This window comes from Achromobacter marplatensis, assembly GCF_049060505.1.
Classification (GTDB): Bacteria; Pseudomonadota; Gammaproteobacteria; order Burkholderiales; family Burkholderiaceae_B; genus Achromobacter; species Achromobacter marplatensis_A.
In genome coordinates this window covers 452,665-475,364 of record NZ_JBMGRB010000004.1, presented here as the reverse complement: position 1 = coordinate 475,364, position 22,700 = coordinate 452,665, and the positions used below count along the sequence as shown (strand labels likewise).

The 22,700-nt window shown below is 63.9% G+C and carries 21 protein-coding genes; 14 read left to right on the top strand and 7 right to left on the bottom strand.

The window, feature by feature from the left end:
* Positions 1-1,458 (top strand): Asp-tRNA(Asn)/Glu-tRNA(Gln) amidotransferase subunit GatB, encoded by a 1,458-nt coding sequence (gatB, locus tag ACI0FO_RS13295; protein ID WP_416027280.1) that lies wholly within the window; start codon positions 1-3, stop codon positions 1,456-1,458.
* Positions 1,459-1,601: 143 nt separating this feature from the next.
* Here gatB and pyrE read toward each other — a convergent pair whose 3' ends face one another.
* Positions 1,602-2,288: an orotate phosphoribosyltransferase gene (pyrE, locus tag ACI0FO_RS13290; RefSeq protein WP_416027279.1), complete on the bottom strand. Its 687-nt coding sequence runs from the start codon at positions 2,286-2,288 to the stop codon at positions 1,602-1,604.
* Between the two features lie 132 nt (positions 2,289-2,420).
* Between pyrE and ACI0FO_RS13285 the strand changes: the two genes are divergently transcribed.
* The gene (locus tag ACI0FO_RS13285) at positions 2,421-3,209 is read left to right on the top strand and encodes an exodeoxyribonuclease III (RefSeq protein ID WP_416027277.1); all 789 of its coding nucleotides are present in this window, start codon (positions 2,421-2,423) and stop codon (positions 3,207-3,209) included.
* Here ACI0FO_RS13285 and ACI0FO_RS13280 read toward each other — a convergent pair.
* Complete coding sequence (locus ACI0FO_RS13280) at positions 3,191-4,117, bottom strand: LysR substrate-binding domain-containing protein (protein WP_416027275.1); 927 nt, start codon at positions 4,115-4,117, stop codon at positions 3,191-3,193. The two genes, ACI0FO_RS13285 and ACI0FO_RS13280, sit on opposite strands and share 19 nt — an antisense overlap.
* A gap of 124 nt (positions 4,118-4,241) precedes the next feature.
* On the opposite strand from ACI0FO_RS13280, the gene ACI0FO_RS13275 reads away from it, so the two are divergent.
* Together ACI0FO_RS13275 and gdhA are read left to right on the top strand one after the other, a co-directional pair.
* Positions 4,242-4,853 carry a LysE family translocator gene (locus ACI0FO_RS13275; RefSeq protein WP_416027413.1) on the top strand — a complete coding sequence of 204 codons (612 nt, stop codon included), beginning with the start codon at positions 4,242-4,244 and terminating at the stop codon, positions 4,851-4,853.
* Between the two features lie 431 nt (positions 4,854-5,284).
* On the top strand, positions 5,285-6,631 hold the full coding sequence (gene gdhA / locus ACI0FO_RS13270; RefSeq protein ID WP_313458572.1) for an NADP-specific glutamate dehydrogenase: 1,347 nt from the start codon (positions 5,285-5,287) through the stop codon (positions 6,629-6,631).
* A gap of 196 nt (positions 6,632-6,827) precedes the next feature.
* Here the strand turns inward: gdhA and ACI0FO_RS13265 are convergent, their stop codons facing one another.
* Positions 6,828-7,328, bottom strand: a complete 501-nt coding sequence (locus ACI0FO_RS13265) for a copper chaperone PCu(A)C (protein ID WP_416027273.1) — start codon at positions 7,326-7,328, stop codon at positions 6,828-6,830.
* Positions 7,329-7,347: 19 nt separating this feature from the next.
* Positions 7,348-8,247: a LysR family transcriptional regulator ArgP gene (locus ACI0FO_RS13260; RefSeq protein ID WP_105555879.1), complete on the bottom strand. Its 900-nt coding sequence runs from the start codon at positions 8,245-8,247 to the stop codon at positions 7,348-7,350.
* A gap of 148 nt (positions 8,248-8,395) precedes the next feature.
* Here ACI0FO_RS13260 and ACI0FO_RS13255 point away from each other — a divergent pair, with 148 nt between their 5' ends.
* The 6 genes from ACI0FO_RS13255 (at position 8,396) to ACI0FO_RS13230 (ending at position 15,273) form a co-directional block, all read left to right on the top strand.
* Entirely contained in the window at positions 8,396-9,028 is a 633-nt protein-coding gene (locus tag ACI0FO_RS13255) for a LysE/ArgO family amino acid transporter (RefSeq protein WP_416027271.1), read from the top strand.
* Positions 9,029-9,143: 115 nt separating this feature from the next.
* Positions 9,144-10,085: a LysR substrate-binding domain-containing protein gene (locus ACI0FO_RS13250; RefSeq protein ID WP_416027269.1), complete on the top strand. Its 942-nt coding sequence runs from the start codon at positions 9,144-9,146 to the stop codon at positions 10,083-10,085.
* 284 nt (positions 10,086-10,369) lie between these two features.
* A complete protein-coding gene (locus ACI0FO_RS13245; protein WP_416027268.1) occupies positions 10,370-11,533 on the top strand; it encodes an ABC transporter substrate-binding protein in 1,164 nt (387 codons plus the stop codon).
* A 200-nt stretch (positions 11,534-11,733) separates the two neighbouring features.
* Positions 11,734-12,606: a branched-chain amino acid ABC transporter permease gene (locus ACI0FO_RS13240; protein WP_006216335.1), complete on the top strand. Its 873-nt coding sequence runs from the start codon at positions 11,734-11,736 to the stop codon at positions 12,604-12,606.
* Between the two features lie 3 nt (positions 12,607-12,609).
* Positions 12,610-14,532 carry an ABC transporter permease subunit gene (locus ACI0FO_RS13235; RefSeq protein WP_416027265.1) on the top strand — a complete coding sequence of 641 codons (1,923 nt, stop codon included), beginning with the start codon at positions 12,610-12,612 and terminating at the stop codon, positions 14,530-14,532.
* Positions 14,533-14,550: 18 nt separating this feature from the next.
* A complete protein-coding gene (locus ACI0FO_RS13230; RefSeq protein WP_006224764.1) occupies positions 14,551-15,273 on the top strand; it encodes an ABC transporter ATP-binding protein in 723 nt (240 codons plus the stop codon).
* A gap of 535 nt (positions 15,274-15,808) precedes the next feature.
* Here ACI0FO_RS13230 and ACI0FO_RS13225 read toward each other — a convergent pair.
* From ACI0FO_RS13225 to ACI0FO_RS13215, 3 genes are all read right to left on the bottom strand, one after another.
* Positions 15,809-16,234, bottom strand: coding sequence for an organic hydroperoxide resistance protein (locus ACI0FO_RS13225; RefSeq protein WP_416027263.1), 426 nt, complete (start codon positions 16,232-16,234; stop codon positions 15,809-15,811).
* A gap of 158 nt (positions 16,235-16,392) precedes the next feature.
* Positions 16,393-16,854 carry a MarR family winged helix-turn-helix transcriptional regulator gene (locus ACI0FO_RS13220; RefSeq protein ID WP_416027261.1) on the bottom strand — a complete coding sequence of 154 codons (462 nt, stop codon included), beginning with the start codon at positions 16,852-16,854 and terminating at the stop codon, positions 16,393-16,395.
* A 59-nt stretch (positions 16,855-16,913) separates the two neighbouring features.
* Positions 16,914-17,621: a Crp/Fnr family transcriptional regulator gene (locus ACI0FO_RS13215; protein ID WP_416027259.1), complete on the bottom strand. Its 708-nt coding sequence runs from the start codon at positions 17,619-17,621 to the stop codon at positions 16,914-16,916.
* Between the two features lie 168 nt (positions 17,622-17,789).
* On the opposite strand from ACI0FO_RS13215, the gene ACI0FO_RS13210 reads away from it, so the two are divergent.
* Genes ACI0FO_RS13210 through ACI0FO_RS13195 form a run of 4 tightly spaced genes read left to right on the top strand, consistent with a single transcriptional unit; the run spans position 17,790 to position 22,600 of the window.
* The gene (locus tag ACI0FO_RS13210) at positions 17,790-19,766 is read left to right on the top strand and encodes an AMP-dependent synthetase/ligase (protein WP_416027257.1); all 1,977 of its coding nucleotides are present in this window, start codon (positions 17,790-17,792) and stop codon (positions 19,764-19,766) included.
* Positions 19,767-19,771: 5 nt separating this feature from the next.
* Entirely contained in the window at positions 19,772-20,569 is a 798-nt protein-coding gene (locus ACI0FO_RS13205) for an ABC transporter ATP-binding protein (protein WP_169272591.1), read from the top strand.
* Positions 20,570-20,580: 11 nt separating this feature from the next.
* Complete coding sequence (locus tag ACI0FO_RS13200) at positions 20,581-21,510, top strand: branched-chain amino acid ABC transporter permease (protein WP_416027255.1); 930 nt, start codon at positions 20,581-20,583, stop codon at positions 21,508-21,510.
* 25 nt (positions 21,511-21,535) lie between these two features.
* Positions 21,536-22,600, top strand: a complete 1,065-nt coding sequence (locus ACI0FO_RS13195) for a branched-chain amino acid ABC transporter permease (RefSeq protein ID WP_105555868.1) — start codon at positions 21,536-21,538, stop codon at positions 22,598-22,600.
* The last annotated feature ends 100 nt before the right edge of the window (positions 22,601-22,700 follow it).

Here is a 22,700-nt window from a genome sequence, read left to right as displayed (position 1 = left end):
ATGAACTGGGAAATCGTCATCGGCCTGGAAACGCATACCCAGCTTTCCACCGGCTCCAAGATCTTTTCGGGTAGCAGCACCGCCTTCGGCGCTGCGCCCAACACGCATGCCAACGAAGTCGATCTGGCGTTGCCGGGCAGCCTGCCGGTCATGAACCGCGGCGCGGCCGAACGCGCTATCCGCTTCGGCCTGGCCGTGGGCGCCACCATCGCGCCGCGCTCGGTGTTCGCGCGCAAAAACTACTTCTACCCCGACCTGCCCAAGGGCTACCAGATCAGCCAATACGAACTGCCGGTGGTCGTGGGCGGCTCGTTGTCGTTCTTCGTGGGCGAAGAAGAAAAAACCGTCAACCTGACGCGCGCGCACCTGGAAGAAGACGCTGGCAAATCGCTGCACGACGACTTCACCCTGGCCAACGGCGCGCCCGCCAGCGGCATCGACCTGAACCGCGCCGGCACGCCGTTGCTGGAAATCGTGACCGAGCCCGAAATGCGCTCGGCCGCCGAGGCGGTGTCCTATGCCCGCGCCCTGCACAGCCTGGTGGTCTGGCTGGGCATCTGCGACGGCAACATGCAGGAAGGCTCGTTCCGCTGCGACGCCAACGTGTCGGTGCGCCCGGTGGGCCAGAAGGAATTCGGCACCCGCACCGAGATCAAGAACGTCAACTCGTTCCGCTTCCTGGAACGCGCCATCGTCTATGAAGCGCGCCGCCAGATCGAACTGATCGAGGACGGCGGCACGGTCGTCCAGGAAACGCGCCTGTATGACGCCGACCGCGACGAAACGCGCAGCATGCGCAGCAAGGAAGACGCGCACGACTACCGCTACTTCCCCGACCCCGACCTGCCCACGCTGGTGATCTCGCCTGCCTGGGTGGACGAGGTGCGCGCCACCATGCCGGAACTTCCGGCCGCCCAGCGCGCCCGCTTTGAATCGGAATTCGGGCTGCCCGCCTACGATGCCGCGCAACTGACCGTCAGCCGCGATCTGGCCGCCTACTTCGAAGCCGTGGCGCGCGCGCTGCCGGCGGGCCAGGCCAAGCTGGCCGCCAACTGGGTCATGGGCGAAGTCGCCGCGGCCTTGAACAAAGAAGAAAAGGGCATCGCCGATTCGCCGGTGCAAGCGCCGGCGCTGGCTGCGCTGATCGGCCGCATCATCGACGGCACGATCTCCAACAAGATCGCCCGCGAAGTCTTTGGCGCCATGTGGGCCGGCGAGAACGGCGGCGACGCAGACGCCATCATCGACGCGCGCGGCCTGAAGCAGATCAGCGACACGGGTGCCATCGGCGCCATGATCGACGAGGTGCTGGCCGCGAACCCGGCCATTGTGGAAGAGTACCGGGCCGGCAAGCAAAAGGCGTTTAACTCGCTGGTGGGCCAGATCATGAAGGCCGCGCGCGGCAAGGCCAACCCGCAGCAAGTGAACGACCTGCTCAAGCAAAAGCTCGATAGCTGACTGCCCGAACGGGGATCACGCTGATCAAGGCCGCGGCACATTGCCGCGGCCTTTTACCTTGCGAAGAAGGGGGCCCGCCGAGCGCCGCCTTACTTTCAGCCCCTTACTTTCAGCCCCTTACTTTCAGCCCTTTACTTCACCCCTTACTTCACCCCGTACTTCGTCCGGTACGCCTGCACGGCGTCGCGGTTTTCGGCGAACGACGCATCGTCTTGCAGCAATGCCATGATGTCCGACAGCGACGCGATCGCCACCACCGGGATGCCATAGGTCTTGGCGACGTCCTGCACGGCCGAATGCGCCGACAGCGCGTCGTCCGGGCCGGCGCGTTCCATGCGGTCCATCGCGATCAGCACGGCAGCGGGTTCGGCGCCGGCGGCGCGGATGATTTCCACCGATTCGCGCACCGACGTGCCTGCCGTGATCACGTCGTCAATGATGACGACCTTGCCCTTGAGCGGCGCGCCAACCAGGGTGCCGCCTTCGCCGTGGTCCTTGGCTTCCTTGCGGTTGTAGGCAAACGGCACGTCGCTTTGGCCTTGCATGGCCGGGTGGCTGGCCAGCGCCACCGCCGTCGCGGTGGCCAGCGGGATGCCCTTGTATGCCGGGCCAAACAGCATATCGAATGCCACGCCCGAGTCCAGCAACGCCTGGGCATAAAACTGCGCCAGCTTGCCAACCGAGCCGCCGCTGTTGAACAGGCCGGCATTGAAGAAATACGGGCTGATCCGGCCCGATTTGACCTTGAAGCTGCCAAAGCGCAGCACGCCTTCGTTCAGGGCAAAACGGACGAAATCAAGGGAGGTGGCGGAAGAGGTGGCGGCGGGCATACGAAGGGATCCGATAGATGGCAAACCCCGGCATTTTATCCGTTGTCAGGGCTTTTCCCGGACGGCGGCGCCGAGTCGGTTAAATTCCTGGCATTGTTCCGGCCCCCGCGGCCGCTCTACAGGAGCTTCGCTTTGCTGCGCATCACGTCCATCAATCTCAACGGCATCCGGTCCGCCTTCCGCAAGGGTCTGCAACCCTGGATGGAGAAGCATGCCGCAGACGTCCTTTGCCTTCAGGAAATCAAGGTCGCCGATGCGGACTTGACCGATGACCTGCGCCATCCCCCCGGCTACACCGGCCATTTCCACCACGCGGTCAAGAAGGGCTATAGCGGCGTGGGCATCTACCTGCGCGACGCCGCCGAACGGGTAAATATCGGCCTGGGCTGCGAAGAGTTCGACCCCGAAGGCCGCATCATCCGCGCCGACTGGAAGAACCTGTCGGTGATCAGCGCCTACCTGCCCTCGGGCTCCAGCGGCGACGAGCGCCAGCAAGCCAAGTACCGCTTCCTGGACCGTTTCGGGCCCTGGATCGACGCGCTGATGCACGAGCACAAGACTACCGGCCGCGAATTCATCATCTGCGGCGACTGGAACATCGCGCACAAAGAAATCGACCTGAAGAATTGGAAGGGCAACCTGAAGAACTCCGGTTTCCTGCCCGAAGAACGCGCATGGCTGACCGACGTGTTCGACAAGCGCGGCTTCGTGGACGTGTTCCGCACCATCGACGACCGCCCGGACCAATACACCTGGTGGAGCAACCGCGGCCAGGCTTGGGCCAAGAACGTGGGGTGGCGCATTGATTACCAGATCGCGACGCCCGGCATCGCCGCCCGCGCCCGCAACGTGGCCATCTACAAAGACGAGCGCTTTTCGGACCATGCGCCGCTGACGATCGATTACGACGCCACGCTTTGATCCGTGCCCGGCCCGGCGCCGTCGCCTTCGGGGCCAGGCAGCGACGCGGCCGTTTCTTGCCGTAGCCACGCCAGAAAGACCGCCGCCCGGGGATCGTCCTGGAATGGCCTGGGCGACAACAAAAAGTACGCCGAACCGTCGCGGACGAACCCGCAAGGGGCCTCTAGCCGGCGGTCGCGCAATGCGTCCCGCACCATCAGCGCCGAGCCGATGGCCAGCCCCAATCCCGCCGCGGCCGCCTGCAGGCTGAGATAGAAATGCTCATAGACGGGCCCTGTCCGGCGCGGGACCTTGTGGCCGGACGCCTGTGCCCATTGGCGCCAGGCGCCCGGCCGGGTCGCGCTGCCCAGGGCCGTCACGCCCGTCCAGACGCCATCGCCAGAATCATCCGCCACGCCCGGCCGGCAGACCGGCCCCGTCCATTCATCGCATACCCGTTCGGCGTGCAAGGCGGCGTCCCACTCAAAATCGTTGCGCCGCAACGCCACGTCCACGCCTTGCGCCGCGAAATCCACGGGCCCGCCCGCCGCGTACAGATGCACCTGCACGCCGGGATGCGCCCGTTGAAAGTCAGGCAGGCGGGGAATCAGCCACATCATCGCGATCGTCGGTTCGCACGACAACACCAGGGGCGCGTCAGCGGCGGGTTGCCGCAATTGCGCCAGGCCGGCCGTCAACTGCTCGAACAGGCTACGGGTCAGCATGAGTAGCTGGCGCCCCGAATCGGTCAGAAAAACAGCCCGATTGCGGCGTTCGAACAAGGTCAGCCCCAACGCTTCTTCCAGCTGCTTGATCTGACGGCTGACCGCGCCGTGCGTCACATGCAGTTCCTGCGCTGCCCTGCCGAACGCCTCGTGGCGGGCCGCGGCATCAAAGACGCGCAACGAACCAAGCGGGGGAAGTTTCATGGCAATTAGTGATTTTTTCTAACGGATATCCGGCATTAAAAATCGTTTTTCGTCGCGGCGCCAGCGCCACACAATGGGCGCCCTTCCCCAAGCTTTCCCGGACGCTACCCCGCCCGCCGCCACCATGACCGAACTGATCGCCGTTGCCCTCATCACCGTGCTTGCCGTTATCAGTCCGGGGCCCGATTTTGCGATGGTCACGCGTTATAGCTACCTGTTCGGCCGACGCACGGGGCTGGTCTGCGCCCTGGGAATCGCCCTGGGCGTGCAAGTCCACGTGTTCTATACGATGTTCGGCGCGGGCCTGCTGGCCCATTATGCGCAGCCGGTGCTGCAAGGCATCAAACTTGCCGGCGCATGCTATCTGCTCTACATGGGTTGGCGAACTTTCTTCAATCGCACCCCGGTCAGCCAGGACCTGTCGGCACGCCCGCCGATTTCACCCTGGCAAGCGCTTTACCATGGCTTCCTGACCAACGCGCTGAATCCCAAGACCACCCTGTTCGTCATCAGCACCTACACCCAAGTGGTGGCGCCGGGCACGCCGCTAGCCCAGCAATTCGGCTACGGACTGTTCATGTCGTTTGCCCACTGGATATGGTTCAGCGTGGTCGCGTGGTCGGTGTCGTCGGTGATGTTGCGACGGGTTTTGCTTGACCATCAACGCACGGCCGACCGGATCGTGGGCGCGATCTTGATGGCGTTGGGTGCGGGGCTGGCGGTGGCGCAGGTCTGATCCGGCCAGCCGGCAGGTGATTTTTCTCAAGAAAATAACGGGGACGCATAACAGCTAAATGAGATGACCCGCAGACACCCAGCCCCGTCGAGAACCTCTTGTTTCCTATGAATCCGGGGCCATTCTGCCCTATCCGCATTGCACCACAATATAGGGACGCATCAATTTCCCCTGTAGATTCAATGCCGGTCGGCGTTAAACCACCTTGTCCGGCCCCTATTCCAGCCTTTTCCTCGATTATGCGTCCCTATTAATTGACGGTAAAAAGTGCTTTGATATCAAGGTGATGGCGGAATTTGCGGCTTTGCGCAGGGCAACATTTTGCCCCTACAATTCCGCACCACGCTGGTGCGATCGATGCACCAGGATAAATAATTTGCGCCCCAAAACGGCGCACATCCGCACCCTTTCGAAGCACCCCCGAGGAGATCATGTTGAAAGTGCAGAGTCTGGACGACTTCCTGCGTGGCGTCGCCGCGCGCGACCCGCAGCAGCCTGAATTCATGCAAGCCGTCCAAGAGGTGATGCTGAGCCTGTGGCCTTTCATCGAAAAGCACCCGCACTACGCCGAGCACGCCTTGCTGGAGCGCCTGGTGGAACCGGAACGCGTGATCCAGTTCCGCGTGTGCTGGTCCGATGACCAGGGCCGCGCCCAGGTCAACCGCGCTTTCCGCATCCAGCACAGCTCGGCCATCGGCCCGTTCAAGGGCGGCATGCGCTTTCACCCCTCGGTGAACCTGTCCATCCTGAAGTTCCTGGCCTTCGAGCAGACGCTGAAGAACTCGCTGACCACGCTGCCGATGGGCGGCGGCAAGGGCGGCTCGGACTTCGATCCCAAGGGCAAGTCGGACGCCGAAGTCATGCGCTTCTGCCAGGCGTTGATGATCGAGCTGTATCGCCATCTGGGCCCGGACACCGACGTGCCCGCTGGCGATATCGGCGTGGGCGCTCGGGAAGTCGGTTTCATGGCCGGCATGATGAAAAAGTTGTCGAATTCGACTGCCAGCGTTTTCACGGGCAAGGGCCTGACCTTTGGCGGCAGCCTGATCCGCCCCGAAGCCACCGGGTACGGCACCGTGTACTTCGCCGAAGAAATGCTCAAGCGCGTCGGCAAGTCCTTCGACGGCCTGCGCGTGTCGGTCTCGGGGTCGGGCAACGTGGCGCAATACGCCATTGAAAAAGCCATGTCGCTAGGCGCCAAGGTCGTCACGGTATCGGATTCGAACGGCACCGTGGTGGACGAAGCCGGCTTCACGCACGAGAAGCTGGTGGCCCTGATGCACATCAAGAACGACCTGCGCGGCCGCCTGGACACCTATGCCCAACAATTCGGCCTGAAGTACGAAGCCGGCAAGCGTCCCTGGCACGTGCCGGTGGACGTGGCCCTGCCGTGCGCAACGCAAAACGAACTGGAACTGGCCGACGCGCAAACGCTGATCAAGAACGGCGTGCTGTGCGTGGCCGAAGGCGCCAACATGCCCGCCACGCTGGAGGCCGCAAAGGCCTTCATCGCCGCCCGCGTGTTGTACGCGCCGGGCAAGGCCAGCAACGCCGGCGGCGTAGCCGTGTCGGGCCTGGAAATGGCCCAGAACTCCGCCCGCCTGTCCTGGACGCGCGAAGAGGTCGACACCCGCCTGCACGCCATCATGCGCGACATCCACGAAAATTGCGTGCGCCATGGCCATAGCGAACGCGAGTACGTCAACTACCTGGACGGCGCCAACATCGCCGGTTTCGTGAAAGTGGCCGACGCGATGCGCCAGCAAGGCTTGTATTAACCCCCCCGAAGCGCTGTGCGCTTCCCCCCCAGGGGGGCGCCGCTGCGGACCGGCGAAGCCGGCTCCGCGCGGCCCCGATTGGGGTAGACCTGTGCCTGGTCTGGAGAGACTTGCCCGATTGAGCCGATCAGGCTGGCTTCTCGGGTATTTCAGGTAAAACACACCCGCGCCATCAGACGCGGGCAGCGCAGGGCGCTTAGTGTTTCATCGTGCCGTGGTCCATGCCGCCATGGCTCATGCCGGGGTTGTGCGAGGCCGGCTTGACCTTGAACTGCACGGCGACTTCGCCGGCCTTTTCGAACTTCAGGGTCGCCGGCACGGTCGCGCCGTCGGTGAACGGCGCCTTCAACTTGATGAACATGACGTGGTAGCCGCCCGGGCTGAGCTTGACCTCGGTGTCGGCGGGCAGCGCGATGCCGCCTTCCACCTGGCGCATCTTCGACACGCCGTTCTCGGTCTGCACGGTATGCAGCTCGACGCGCTCGGCGGCGTCCGACGAGACCGACAGCAGGCGGTCGGCGGTCTTGGCGTCGTTATCGATGTCCATATACCCCGCACCATTGGACTGGCCCGGCGCCGAGGCGCGGACCCAGAGGTCGTCGACTTCGACCTGGCCGACCTTGTAATCCTTCGCCCATGCCGAGCCGGCCGTGCACAGGCCCAGGGCGGCGATGACTGCGAACTTGCGGATGTTCATGGGGTGTCCTCCTAGTGGGTTAACGCCGCCGGACCAAGCTGCGGGCGGCCGACAGAACCGAATCGGTCAAGGCTTCCATCGCCTCGGAGTTTACCCGCCAATGTTGCCAATACAGCGGCACATCCTCCCAGGCGCGGCCCCGAAGCAGCATCAACTGACCTGCATCAAGGTGCTCCTGGACGAGCGGCAACGGATTCATGGTCCAACCCAGGCCGCCCAGGGTGGCCTGCACGAAGGCGCGCGTGGACGGCACCCACCAGACAGGCGGCTGCCACGGCGCAGGGTCCGATATCTTGTGCGCAAAGCGTGCCTGCAAGGCATCCTTGCGGTTGAACACCAGCACGGGGGCTTCGGCCAGTGTTTGCGCATTCACGCCCTGCGCGAAGTAACGCTTGTGGAAATCCGGCGTGCAGGTGGCGACGTACCGCATGCTGCCCAGCGCGTGGATGCGGCAGCCTTGCACCGGATCCGCCAGGGTGGTCACCGCGCCCAGCACCGAGCCGTTGCGCAGCAGGGCCGCCGTGTGGTCCTGGTCTTCGGACAGCATGTCCAGCGTGGCCCGCGTGCGGGCCGCGAACTGCAAGGCCGCATCGACGAACCAGGTCTCCAGGCTGTCGTGATTGACCGCGATGGGAATGCTGGCGTGCGGCACCTCATCGTCCGACACCCCCAGCCGGTTCAACGCATCGTGCTCCAGCAACGCGGTCTGTTCGGCCAGTTGCACCAGCACTTGCCCATCCGCCGTGGCGGCGGCCGGCACGGTGCGCTGGACCAGCAGCCGGCCCATCCGGTCTTCCAGTGCCTTGATCCGTTGCGACACGGCCGACGGCGTCACGCTCAAGGACAGCGCGGCGCGCTCGAAGCTGCCTTCACGCACAACGGCGGCCAGTGCCCGCAGGTTTCCGTGATCGAGTTTCATTGATTAGTTTTACTTAATATAGTGAAGGAAAATTAGCTGTATTTCATCGCCCACGCAAGGGAAAATACGCTATCGCCGGGGTGCGCAATGCCTCCGGAGCCGTTATCGAAGCGCCGCCACAGGCGTTGCAGTTACAGGTATTCCCATCATGTTCGCCACCTTGTCATCCCCTCTCTTCCTGACCGCCTGGGCCAGCGGAACCGCCACCGGGCTGGGTCTGTTCGCCGTCGTCGGCGCGCAAAGCGCCTTCATCCTGCGCCAAGGGCTGATGCGCGCCCATCTGCTTAGCGTGGTCGCCATCTGCGCACTGATCGACGCCGTGTTCATCTTCGCCAGCGTGTCCGGGCTGCAAGCGCTGACGGCCTGGTTTCCGTGGTTGACGACCGCCATCCTGTGGTTCGGCGTGGCGTTCCTGTCGTGGTATGCGTTGCAGTCGGCCCGCCGCGCCTGGACGGCTCGGGGCGGCCTGGCCGCGGCGCGCGATGTGGTGCCTTCGCGCCGCGCCGCGATGCTGGGCGCATTGGGTTTTTCGTTGCTGAACCCCCACTTCTGGCTGGACATGGTGGTGGTGGGTTCCCTGGCGCACGGCTTCGACGACGCCCGCATGGCGTTCGCCGCCGGCGCCTTCACCGCCAGCTTGCTGTGGCTGGCCGTGCTGGGCATCGGCTCGCGCCTGTTCGCCCGCTTTTTCGCGAGCGCGTCGGCCTGGCGCGTCCTGGACGGCGTCATCGCCGTGGTCATGGCGGCACTGGCCGTCAGCCTGGCCATCAAGGGCATCTAAACCCGTCCGGCCTTTCCCGGGCAAGGCGGCGCGCCCCGAGCGCGCGCCGCCATCACTTTTATAATGCCCCGTTGCCACTCTTTCGTCGGGCGCACGGCCGGCCCGCCAGACGATCATGCGCGGACCCTCTCCCTCTAAAGATGTGCGCCTGCCCCCGCTGGCCGCCATCCAGGCCTTCGAAGCTGCCGCCCGGCTGGGCTCGTTCGAGCGCGCCAGCGAGGAACTCTTCGTCACCGCCAGCGCCATCGGCAAGCGGATCGCCGCGCTGGAGGCGTTGCTGGACGTCTCGCTCTTCATCCGCAGCAGCCGCGGCGCCACCCTCAGCGCAGCCGGCCGCGACTACCTGAACCAAGTGCGCACCGCGCTGGACCTGCTGTCCGACGCCTCGCTGCACAAGCGCGGCGAACCCAAGCCCGAACCGCTGCGCGTCGTCTCCACGCCGACTTTCGCCCGCCAGGTGTTGATTCCCTATCTGCCCGGTTTCACGGCGGCGCATCCCGACGTGGAACTGGAAATCATGCTGTCGATTCCCTACCTGGACATCATGCCGCCCAACGCGGACGTCTGGATACGGTTCGGCAGCGGCAAGTATCCCGGCCTGCAAGCGCGGCAGCTCACCGCGGACCCGGTGTTCGCCGTGTGCTCGCCGTCGTACCTGGCCCGGCACGGTCCGTTCCACCGTCCCGCCGACCTGGGCCCCGCCGCGCTGCTGCGTTGCCCGATGGAGCCCTGGCGCCCGTGGCTGGACGCGGCCGGCCTGGACTGGCCCGAACCCTCGCGCGGTGTCTGGCTGGTGGATCTGGGCATGATGCTGGCTGCCGCGCGCGCCGGCCAGGGCCTGGCCTTGACCCGCCGCACGCTGGCGGCGGAATGGCTCGATGAAGGCAAACTGGTGCGCGTGCTGGATATCGACATCCCTGGCGAATCCCAGTACTACCTGTGCACCGAAAGCGCGCGCCCCCCGGGCCGTGCGGTCCAAGCGTTTTCCCTATGGCTGGAAGACGTGTGCAAACAGGCATCCCAATGGCCACGCGGCCTGCCGGCCGGTCAGGAATAAATTTCCAGTGATGGGCGGAACGAATTTCCGCACGCTTGGGCGCCACGCTGGCTAGCATGCGGCGAACGTGGCCGGCCCGGCGCGGCGTCGCAGCGCCTGGCCGCACCCCGTGCGCCCGTACTAGGTATTTACGCGCAAAGCGCCCGCCGGGTCAGATTCGCGTAAGCGATTAAGCAGACAGTCACAACACGCAAGACAGGAGAGCGCCGCAGCAATCGATTCCCGCCGTTTGGCGCCGGCACACGGTTTTCCACGCAGTTCATCTAATTACAACGGAGACATCCATGGATTTTCGTTTGAAGCTGCTCGCAGGAACCCTTGCATTTGCCGCATCGGCCGCCTCTTACGCCGCCGACCCGATCAAGATCGGCGTGGCCGGCCCCTACACCGGCGGTTCCTCATCCATGGGCGTGAGCATGCGTGATGGCGTGCGGCTTGCCATTGAAGAAATCAACAAGAATGGCGGCGTGCTGGGACGCCAACTGGTGGCCGTCGAACGCGACGACGAAGCCAAGAACGAACGCGGCGTGCAGATCGCCCAGGAATTGATCAACAAAGAACAGGTAGCGGCCACGGTCGGCTACATCAATACGGGCGTGGCGCTGGCCTCGCAGCGCTTCTACCAGGAAGCCAAGATCCCCGTCTTCAACAACGTGGCCACCGGCAGCGTGATCACGCACCAGTTCAAGGCCCCGGAATTCCCCGACAACTACGTGTTCCGCAACGCGGCGCACGACAGCATCCAGGCCCCGATGATCGTGGAAGAAGCGATCACCCGCCGCGGCTTCAAGAAAGTGGCGATCCTGGCCGACTCCACCAACTACGGCCAGTTGGGGCGCGAAGATCTGGAAAAGGCCCTGAGCGCGAAGGGCATCAAGGCCGTCGCGGTCGAGAAATTCAACATCAAGGACGTCGATATGACGGCCCAGCTGTTGAAGGCCAAGGCCGCCGGCGCCGAAGCCGTGCTGACCTACGGCATCGGCCCGGAACTGGCCCAGGTCGCCAACGGCATGACCAAGCTGGGCTGGAAAGTGCCGATCATTGGCAGCTGGACCCTGTCGATGGCCAACTACATCGACAACTCGGGCACGAACGGCGAAGGCGCGCGCATGCCGCAAACCTTCATCCAGGACCCGGACACCCCCAAGCGCAAGGCCTTCATCGACGCCTACCTGGCCAAGTTCAAGCCCAAGAACAACCGCATCGATTCGCCGGTGTCGGCGGCCCAGGGCTACGACTCGGTCTTCCTGTTGGCCGCGGCCATCAAGCAGGCCAACTCCACCGATGGCCCGAAGGTGCGCGAAGCGCTTGAAAACCTGCAGGCGCCGGTGGAAGGCGTGGTGATGACCTACAACAAGCCATTCACCCACGACAACCACGACGCGATCACCGCGAAAGAAGTGGTCATCGGCGAGGTCAAGGCCGGGCGCGTCGTCAAGGCCAACTGATCGGCCCACTCCCGAAGCAGGCGCGGCGCTTCCCCACCGGGGAGCGCCGCGTGGGACCGGCAATGCCGCTTTCGCGCCGCTTCGATCATGCCCTTTCCCGCTTCATGTGATGCAGGTGGCGCGCAGCGCCTTGGACAACTGAACACCGCGTTCCGCGGGCGTTGCCTGGAACGGAACGCCGGCGTTATGAAAACACACCCATGATTCTTCTACAGCTTATCTATAGCGGTATCGCGCTAGGCATGATCTATGCCGTCATCGCGTTCGGATACCAGCTTACGTTCGCCACATCGGGCACCTTGAACTTTGGCCAGGGCGAAGCCTTGATGCTGGGCGCGCTGGTCGGACTGACGCTGGTCGGCCTGGGCGTGAACTATTGGGTCATGATCCCCATCGTTTGCATTTTTGGTTTCGCGCAAGGTGCGCTGGTCGAACGGGTGGGCGTGCGGCCGGCCATCAAGACCCGATCGGAATTCGGCTGGATCATGGCCACCATCGCCTTGGGGATCATCTTCAAGAACGTGGCCGAGAACATCTGGGGCCGCGACGACCTGCGCTTCCCGTCCCCGCTGCCCGAAGCGCCGATTCAGGTGCTGGGCGCGAACGTGCTGCCCATGGAGCTGCTTGTCGTCTTCGGCGCGCTGGGCATGATGATCCTGGTCGAGATCTTCAACCGCAAATCCATCTACGGCAAGGCCTTCGTCGCCACCTCCAATGACCGCGACGCGGCGGGACTGATGGGTATCAACACCGGCATGGTGATCACGTTTTCCTATGCGCTGTCGTCATTGACGGCGGCGTTCGCCGGCGTCCTGGTGGCGCCGTTGACGCTGACCGGCGCCACCATGGGCGCGGTGCTGGGGCTTAAGGCGTTCGCCGTCGCGATCATCGGCGGCCTGTCCAGCGGGATGGGCGTCGTGGTGGGCGGGCTGATCCTGGGGATCGCCGAAACGACCACCGGTTTCTATCTTTCGACGGGGTACAAAGACGTGCCGGGATTGGTATTGCTGCTGCTCGTTCTGACCTTCAAGCCCGCCGGCCTGTTCGGCAAGACCGCGATCAAGAAGGTGTAAGCGATGAAACCCCTGCACCTATTGCTCTCTGTCGTTGCCGTGGCCTGCCTGGCCGCCGTGCCGCTGGGCGTGACCAACACGTACTACCTGCATTTGATCGAAACGATCATGATCTATTCGATCCTGCTGTTCGGGCTTGATATCGTGGTGGGCTACACCGGCCAGGTGTCGCTGGGCCACGCCGGGCTGTTCGGCATCGGCTCGTATGTCGCGGGCGTGCTGTTCTTCCATCTGCAGATGCCCATCTGGGTGATCCTTCCCGCCGCCATCCTGATCGCGGCGGCGTTCGGCGCGGTGCTGGCGCTGCCCGCGCTGCGGGTCACGGGACCGTATCTGGCCATGGTGACGTTGGCGTTCGGCACGATCATCCAGATCCTGATCAACGAGATGACCTTCATGACCGAAGGCCCCTTGGGCATCAAGATCCCCAAGCCGTCCATCGGCGGGCACATCCTGACAAAAAGCGAGTACTTCTGGCTGGTGGGCGCGCTGCTGGTGATCTCGCTGATTGTCGTGCACCGCATCCTGAAGTCGCACCTGGGCCGTTCGTTCGAGGCCTTGCGCGACAGCCCGATCGCCTCTGATTGCATGGGCGTGTCGGTCTACCGGCACAAAGTGTTCGCCTTCGTGATCAGCGCCGGCTTTGCCGGCCTGGCGGGCGCGCTGTACTCGTATTCCGAGCAGTACATCTCGCCCAACACGTACAACTTCGAACTGACCATCCTGTTCCTGCTGGCCATCATCATGGGGGGCCGCAAGAGCCGCATGGGCGCCCTGCTTGGCGCATCCATCATCGTGTTGCTGCCCAAGATGCTGGACGACATCGGCACCTTCCGGCTGATTGCCCTGGCCGTGGCCATCCTGGTGACCGTGGGCAGCGTCATCGCGGTGTCCAAGGGCCGCGCCGAACCCCGGCGCGTGGTGGTGCCCGTCGTCGGCACCGTCGTGCTGGCGGCCTTCTCGTATTGGCTGGACGCCGTTACCGACTGGCGCCTGACCATCTTCGGCGCCATGATCCTGTTTGTCGTGTACTACCTGCCCGACGGCATCGTGGGCTTCGTCCGCAATCTGTTCTTTTCGAACCGCCGCGCGGCGCTGTCGGTCAAGTCGGACCTGGTGAAGGAACAAGAGGCCGTGCCCGATGCCGTGGCCGGCAAGGGTGAAACGCTGCTGACGGCCAAAAACGTGCTGATGCAGTTCGGTGGGCTGAAAGCGCTGAACGAGGTCGACCTGACGATCAAGCGCGGCACCATCCACGGGCTGATCGGCCCCAACGGGTCCGGCAAGAGCACCATGATGAACGTGCTGACGGGCATCTACGTGCCGACCGCCGGCGCGGTGGAATTCTCGGGCAAGTCGCTGGTGGGCCTGGCGCCCGCGGACATCGCGGCCGCCGGCATCGCCCGCACATTCCAGAACGTGCAGCTGTTTGGCGAGATGACCGCGCTTGAAAACGTGCTGGTGGGCCTGCACCACACCTTTACCACGGGGCTGGCCGGCATCGCGCTGCGTACCTCGAAGTGGAAGGGCGAAGAGCAAGGCGCCCGGGCCCGCGCGATGGCGCTGCTGGAATTCGTCGGCCTGGAATCGCTGGCCAACGAAGAGGCCCGCAACCTGCCCTACGGCAAGCAACGCCTGCTGGAAATCGCCCGCGCGCTGGCGCTGGACCCGCAGTTGCTGCTGCTGGACGAGCCCGCCGCCGGCCTGACCGCGCCCGACATCGTGGAGTTGCTGGCCATCATCCGCAAAGTGCGCGACCACGGCATCACGCTGATCCTCATCGAACACCATATGGATGTGGTGATGGGCGTGTGCGACACCGTATCGGTGCTGGACTTCGGCCAGAAAATCGCCGAGGGCCTGCCAAACGAAGTGCAAAGCAACGCCAAGGTTATCGAGGCGTATTTGGGCGGCGCGCCCGCCTGACGCCAAGAGGACGACAAGATGCTATCGATCAAGAATCTGGAAGCGGGTTACGGCAAGGTCAAGGTGCTTCACGGCATCAGCATGGAGGTACCGAAGGCGAAGGTCGTGACGCTGATCGGCTCCAACGGCGCCGGCAAGACCACCACGATGCGGGCGCTGTCCGGCATGATCCGGCCGACCGCGGGCGAGGTCACGTTAAGCGGCAAGCGCATCGACGGCCTGGAATCCCACCGCATCGCGCGGCTGGGCCTGGCCCATTCGCCGGAAGGCCGCCGCGTGTTCCCGACCCTGTCCGTGACCGACAACCTGCTGCTGGGCGCGTTCCCGCGCCTGACCGGCAGCCGCCCCAAAGGCGACGTGCAGGCCGACCTGGGGCGCGCCATGGACCTGTTCCCGCGCTTGAAGGAGCGCCGCGAGCAACTGGCCGGAACCTTATCCGGCGGCGAACAGCAAATGCTGGCCATGGCCCGCGCCGTAATGCTGAACCCTGAATTGGTGCTGCTGGACGAACCGTCGATGGGGCTGGCGCCGATCCTGGTGGAGGAAGTGTTCCGGATCATTGCGCGGCTGAAGGACGAAGGCGTGACGATGCTGCTGGTGGAACAGTTCGCGGCCGCCGCGTTGAATGTGGCGGATTACGGGTACGTGCTGGAGAACGGGCGCATATCTGTTCATGGCAGCGCGGAGAAGCTACGAGATGATCCGGCGGTGGTTGCGGCTTATCTTGGGGGGGGGCATTAGAGGAGGCTTTTTTTGCGGGTGTTGGTTTTTTTGGGCCGCCCGGCACGTGGGTGGCCTGGGCTCGGTTAGCTGCAATCTCAATGCAGCTGGGACGATCGGTGTTCTTTGGCTTCGCATCAATGGTGGGGGGTGGTGGACGGTCTTGCGGGGCCCGCCCCATGCCGGCCGCGCGGGCGGCCTCGTGGGGCTTACGCGGCGTCTTGCGTCGTGATGATGCCGCTTCGCGTGTGGCGCGCGCGTGTCGTCATTTTTCGTAGGATGGGTGGAGTGCGTTCGGGTCTACCCGCGAACGCGGACGCATGCCGCACGCAACCCATCTTCGACACATGCCGGAAGTCACCTTCATTGGCGCACGCCACAGGTCATCCGCCATCGAAACATGCTGACATGATGGGTTGCGCGCGATAGTCGGCATCGTTCTCGTGGCGGATTTCCCGCGCTCCACCCATCCTACGACGATTGCGCGCCGCCCCGGTGGCCGCAAGTCGGCGGGCAACCTACGAAGATCCCCCGCCCGCCCTGAACCAAGCAAAGATCAAACAATCGTCAACGTCACATCAATATTCCCGCGCGTAGCATTCGAGTAAGGGCAAACGATATGCGCCGCCGCCACCAGCTTCTGGGCCAACTCGCGCTCCATGCCCGGCAACGAGATCTTCAATTCGACTTCGATGCCGAATCCCGTCGGAATGGCGCCGATGCCGACGATGCCGTTCACCGACACGTCCGACGGGATGGCGATCTTGTCACGGCCGCCGACGAACTTCATCGCGCCCAGGAAGCAGGCCGAATAGCCCACGGCGAACAGTTGTTCCGGGTTGGTGCCGGCTGCGCCCGCGCCGCCCAGTTCGCGCGGCGTGGTCAGCTTGACGTCCAGGTTGCCGTCATCGCTGACGCCACGGCCTTCACGGCCGCCGGTTGCGGTGGCATTGGCGCGGTAGAGGACTTTTTCGATAGACATGATGCGTTTCCTTTATTGAAAGTTGAACTGCCTCGCCTGGCGGGCCCTCCCGCCGCGGCGCTTACCGATAACCTGCGGAACTGCTTAAAACTGAATAGCATACTATTACATCGTGCACTATGTATTAGACCGGATGATGACAGGCATCACTCCTTTCTTCAAAGACTGCCGACCAACTTCTCTCGCAGCGCATGCAGCGTCTTCATCATGCCCTGCGCCTCATCCAGCGTGCACTGCGCGGCGCCCGCGATGGCATGCGGGACGGATTCCGCCTGCTCGCGCAGATCTCGCCCTTGCTGGGTCAGCGACACGATCACCTGGCGCTCGTCATCCACGGCACGCTTTCTGCTGACCCGTCCCGCAGCTTCCAGGCGCTTCAAGAGCGGCGTCAGCGTCGCGGAATCCAGGAACAGGCGGTCGCCGATATCCGTCACCGTAATCTCGTCGCCTTCCCACAGCACCAGCATCACCAGATACTGCGGATAGGTCAGGTCCAACCCGCGCAGCAGCTTGCGGTACACCTTGCTCATCGCCAGCGACGTCGAGTACAGCGCGAAGCACAGCTGGCTGTCCAGCAGCAGCGGATTAACAGCGCCTTTGAGTTTGGATCTTGATTTCATTGCGCAATATTAAATAGCGCACTATGTATCGTCAAGTTTTTTTTTCGGCGCTTTTCGGATCAGGCCGTCTGTTCGCCCTCGACCGTGCTGCGGTCGGACCCGTACAGTTTCAGGCCTTCAAGATCCAGCACCCGGACGGCGCCGTATTCCACATTCAGCAGGCCGGCCTCTTCCAGCTTGCGCAACGCCTGGTTCGCGCGCTGGCGGGATACCCGGGCCAGATAGCCGACTTCTTCTTGCGTAATCGTCAGCCGCATCCCCATGCCGGGATACAGCAATGGGTTGAAGAGTTCGGCCAGACAGCGCGCCACGCGGGCGTCGGGATCCAGCAGTCGGTCGTACTCCGCCTTGCCGATGAACTGCGCCACCCGCTCGTTCAATTGATGGAGCAGATAGCGGTTGAACGGGATGCTGGTGTCCAGCAACCAGTCGAATGTGGGCGCGGGCAGGCGCGCCACCACCGAATCACGCAGCGCGACGATGTCGTACTTGCGGACTTCGCGCTTCAACAACGACCCTTCGCCGATCCACCCGCCGGCGGGCACGCCGGTCAGCGAGGCGACCTTGCCCTCGGCATTGCCAACCGATACCTTGACCAGCCCTGCCAATACGCCGATCCAAGCCTGGGCGAGTTCGCCTTTGCGCTCTATGATCGATCCGGCAACGACTTGCTGCACGGTCAGGTCCCGCTCGACGCGCGTCTGCTGTTCCGCATTAAGCAAGCGAAACCAGGCGGCGGCAAGTTGCAGGGAGTCGGCTAGCTGCATCGGGAATACCCTAAAAGTTCCTTGAATGTCGCGATGGTGACAGTTGGTAGCAACCCAACCTTATACCTTAACTCCTGCCGTAAATCTAAAACCAACTGGTCAAGCCCTTCATCGCCACTGCCGCTCCCGCGGGGTTCGGCGCGATGTGCCCAAACCGGAGGAGACAACGTGGCACATTCATCGCCCGCATCTGCACAGGTGCCGGCAGCGCTGGACACCTTTCCAGCGCTGCTGTTTGCGCATGCCGAAGTTCGCGGGTCGCGGCCCGCGATACGTGAGAAAGATCTGGGGATCTGGCAAACCCTTACGTGGTCCGACGTGGCCGCGCATGTCCGCCATGTGGCCAACGGCTTGGCCTCGCTGGGCATCCGGCCCGGCATGCACGTGGCCGTCATCGGAGAAAACCGGCCACGCCTGTATATGGCGATGATGGCGGCGCAGTCGCTGGGCGCGATCCCCGTGCCGCTCTACCAGGATGCCGTCGCGCAAGAGATGGTCTACGTGCTGCAAGACGCCGAGATCAGCGTGGCCGTCGTGGAAGACCAGGAACAGGTCGACAAGATGCTGGAAGTGCGCGAGCAGTGCCCGGCCTTGCAGCACGTGGTGTTCGATGATCCACGCGGCCTGCGCCATTACTCGGACCCCATGCTGTTGTCTTATGAACAGCTGGAAACGCGGGGCCAGGAATACGCGGCCCAACATCCCGATTACCTTTCCCACGCCATCGCCGCCGTGCAGCCGCACGACCCGGCCGCCATGTTTTATACGTCGGGCACCACCGGCAAACCCAAGGGCGTGGTGCTGACGCACCATGCGCTGATCGACCGCGCGCGTGCGGTGTCCGACATGGAAAAGCTGACCGACCAGGAGGACGTGCTGGCATACCTGCCGCCCGCATGGATCGGCCAGAACATGTTCTCGTACACGCAACTGCTGGTCACGGGCTTTACCGTGAACCATCCCGAATCGCCCGACACCGTCTCGATCGACATGCGCGACATCGGGCCGACCTACTATTTCGCGCCGCCGCGCGTGCTGGAAGGCCTGCTGACCCACGTGATGATCCGCATGGAAGACGCGGGTTTCATCAAGCGCAAACTGTTCGGCGCCTGCATGAACCTGGCGCGCCGCGTCGGCACGAAGATCCTGGACGGTGAATCCGTCAACGCCTGGGACCGCCTGCGCTACGCGCTGGGCAACGCGCTGATCTACGGTCCGCTGCGCAATGCGCTGGGCATGAGCCGCGTGCGCGTGGCCTACACCGCCGGCGAAGCCATCGGCCCCGATCTTTTTGTGTTCTACCGCTCTATCGGCATCAACCTGAAGCAGTTGTACGGTTCGACCGAAACGTCCGTGTTCGTCTGCGTGCAGCCCGACGGCCACGTGCGCGACGACACCGTTGGCCCGCCCGTGGCCGGCGTCGAGATCCGGGTGGCGGACAACGGCGAGATCCTGGTCAAAAGCCCGGGCCTCTTCAAGGAGTACTACCGCAACCCCGACGCCACGGCCGAGGCGCGCAGCGCCGACGGCTGGTTCCACACGGGCGACGCGGGCTATCTGGACACCGATGGCCAGTTGAAGATCATCGACCGCGCCAAGGATGTCGGCAAGTTGGCCAATGGCAGCCTGTTCGCGCCCAAGTACATCGAGAACAAGCTGAAGTTCTTCCCGCACATCAAGGAAGCCGTGGCCTTCGGCGCCGACCGCGAAGACGTGTGCGCGTTCATCAACATCGACCTGGAAGCCGTGGGCAACTGGGCCGAGCGGCGCGGGCTGCCCTACGCTGGCTACACCGACCTGGCCGCCAAGGACGAGGTCTACCAGCTGATCGCGGAATGCGTCGAACAGGTCAACGCCGATCTGGCCACCGACCCGAAGCTGTCGGCCTCGCAAGTCAGCCGTTTCCTGATCCTGCATAAAGAACTGGACCCGGACGACGACGAACTGACGCGCACGCGCAAAGTGCGCCGCGCCTTCATCGCGCAGAAGTACGGCGTGCTGATCGACGCGCTGTTCGGCGGCAAGCCGTCGCAGTTCATCGAGACCGAAGTGAAGTTCGAAGACGGACGCTCCGGCAAGATCTCGGCCGACCTGAAGATCCGCCCCGTCAAGACGTTCCCCGCCATCACTGCCAAGGCCGCGTAGAGATCATGAGCAACAACGACCGCGACCAGCGTATCGGCGACGTCATGCTGGACATGCAGAACATCTCCCTGTCCTTTGGCGGCGTCAAGGCGCTGACGGATATTTCCTTCAATGTGCGCGAGCACGAGATCCGCGCCATCATCGGCCCCAACGGCGCGGGCAAGAGTTCGATGCTGAACGTCATCAACGGCGTCTACACGCCGCAGCAAGGCGGCATCGCGTTCCGGGGCGAGCGCTTCTCGAAGATGAATCCGCGCCGCGCCGCCGAAATGGGCATCGCGCGCACGTTCCAGAACCTGGCCCTGTTCAAGGGCATGAGCGTGCTGGACAACATCATGACGGGCCGCAACCTGCGCATGAAGTGCGGGCTGCTATCGCAGGCGTTCCGCCTGGGGCCGGCCGAGCGCGAAGAAACCCGGCATCGGGAATTCGTCGAGAACATCGTCGACTTCCTGGAAATCCAGGCCTATCGCAAGACACCGGTAGGACGCCTGCCCTACGGCCTGCAAAAGCGCGTGGACCTGGGCCGCGCGCTGGCGATGGAGCCGCGCCTGCTGCTGCTGGACGAGCCGATGGCCGGCATGAACATCGAGGAGAAGCAGGACATGAGCCGCTTCATCCTGGATGTGAACGACGAATTCGGCACGACGATCGTGCTGATCGAGCACGACATGGGCGTGGTCATGGATATTTCCGACCGCGTGGTGGTGCTGGACTACGGCAAGAAGATCGGCGACGGCCGCCCGGACGAAGTCCGCGCGAACGAAGACGTCATCAAAGCCTACCTCGGCGTGTCGCACTAAGGCGGACAGACATGGGATTTTTTCTAGAGACCTTATTCGGCGGCTTGATGAGCGGCATGATGTATGCGCTGATCGGCCTGGGCTTCGTGCTGATCTTCAAGGCATCGGGCGTCTTCAACTTCGCGCAGGGCGCGATGGTGCTGGTCGCCGCCTTGTCCATGGCGCGCTTCTCGGAGTGGATACCGCGCTGGCTCGGCTTTGACAACATGATCCTGGCGAACGTGCTGGCGTTCATCGTCAGCGCCATCGTGATGTTCCTGCTGGCCGTCGCCATCGAGCGCTTCGTGCTGCGCCACCTGGTCAACCAGGAAGCCACGACCTTGCTGATGGCCACGCTGGGCATCAGCTACTTCCTTGACGGCCTGGGCCAGATCACGTTTGGCAGCTCGGTGTATTCCATCAACGTGGGCATGCCGAAGGATCCGATGATGATCCTGGACACGGTCTTCGAAGGGGGGTTGCTGATCAACCTGGAAGACCTGACGGCGGCGGTCATCGCGGCGTTGCTGGTGGCCACGCTGGCGCTGTTCTTCCAGTACACCTCCACCGGCCGCGCGCTGCGCGCGGTGGCCGACGATCACCAGGCCGCGCAATCCATCGGCATCCCGTTGAACCGCATCTGGGTGATCGTGTGGTGCGTGGCAGGCCTGGTTGCGCTGGTGGCGGGCATTATCTGGGGATCCAAGTTCGGTGTGCAGTTCACGCTGTCCACCGCGGCGCTGCGTGCGTTGCCGGTCGTGATCCTGGGCGGGCTGACGTCGGTGCCGGGCGCCATCCTGGGCGGCCTGATCATCGGCGTGGGCGAAAAGCTGTCCGAGGTTTATCTGGGGTCGCTCGTGGGCGGCGGTATCGAAATCTGGTTCGCCTATGTGCTGGCGCTGGTGTTCCTGCTGTTCCGTCCGCAAGGGCTGTTCGGCGAGAAGATCATCGACCGCGTGTAAACACCAGGCCCTCTAGGATAAAAACATGTTCTATCGCGAAAACGGCCAATTCAAGACCAGCTACCGGGCCGACCAGCAGATCTTTCCGATCCGCCAAGACCGCATTTTCATCTGGCTGCTGCTGGCGGTGGCGTTCATCGCCGTGCCGGCGCTGTCGTCCGACTACCTGCTGCGCGCCATCCTGATCCCGTTCCTGATCCTGTCGCTGGCTGCGGTGGGCCTGAACATCCTGGTCGGCTATTGCGGCCAGATCTCGCTGGGTACCGGCGCCTTCATGGCGGTGGGCGCGTATGCGGCCTGGAACTTCGGCGTGCGGTTCCCCGGCATGCCGCTGGTTGCCCAGATCTTGCTGGGCGGGTGCTTCGCCACCATCGTGGGTGTGATCTTCGGCATTCCCAGCCTGCGCATCCGCGGGCTGTACCTGGCCGTGGCCACGCTGGCCGCGCAGTTCTTCGTGGACTGGGCATTCCTGCGCATCCCGTTCTTCACCAACTATTCGTCGTCGGGCAACGTGTCGGTGCCCCCCCTGACGGCCTTCGGCCTGCCCGTGCAATCGGCGATGGAAAAGTACCTGTTCGTGCTGATCCTGGTGGTGATCTTCAGCCTGCTGGCCAAGAACCTGGTGCGCGGCGCCATCGGCCGCCAATGGATGGCGATCCGCGACATGGACGTGGCGGCCTCCGTCATCGGCATCCGGCCCATGTACGCCAAGCTGACGGCGTTCGCGGTCAGTTCATTCATTGTCGGCGTGGCCGGCGCCTTGTGGGGCTACATCCATCTGGGTTCGTGGGAACCGCTGGCCTTCGACCTGACGCGTTCGTTCCAGCTGCTGTTCATGGTGATCATCGGCGGGCTGGGTTCGATCATCGGCAGCTTTTTCGGCGCGGCCTTCATCGTGCTGGTGCCGGTGGCGCTGTCGAACATCCCGCACGCGCTGGGCATTCCGCTGTCGGTGGACACCGCCGCGCACATCGAGCACATGGTGTTCGGCGCGCTGATCGTGTTCTTCCTGATCGCCGAACCGCACGGGCTGGCGCGGCTGTGGAGCATCGGCAAAGAAAAGCTGCGCATCTGGCCGTTCCCCCACTGAAGGGGCGCATTGCCTTGAATTGATTTCGCATTGATTTCTGCGGATCGCGGCGGCAAAAGTGCCGTGATCCACATCCTGAATACCCGGCTCAAGACCGGGC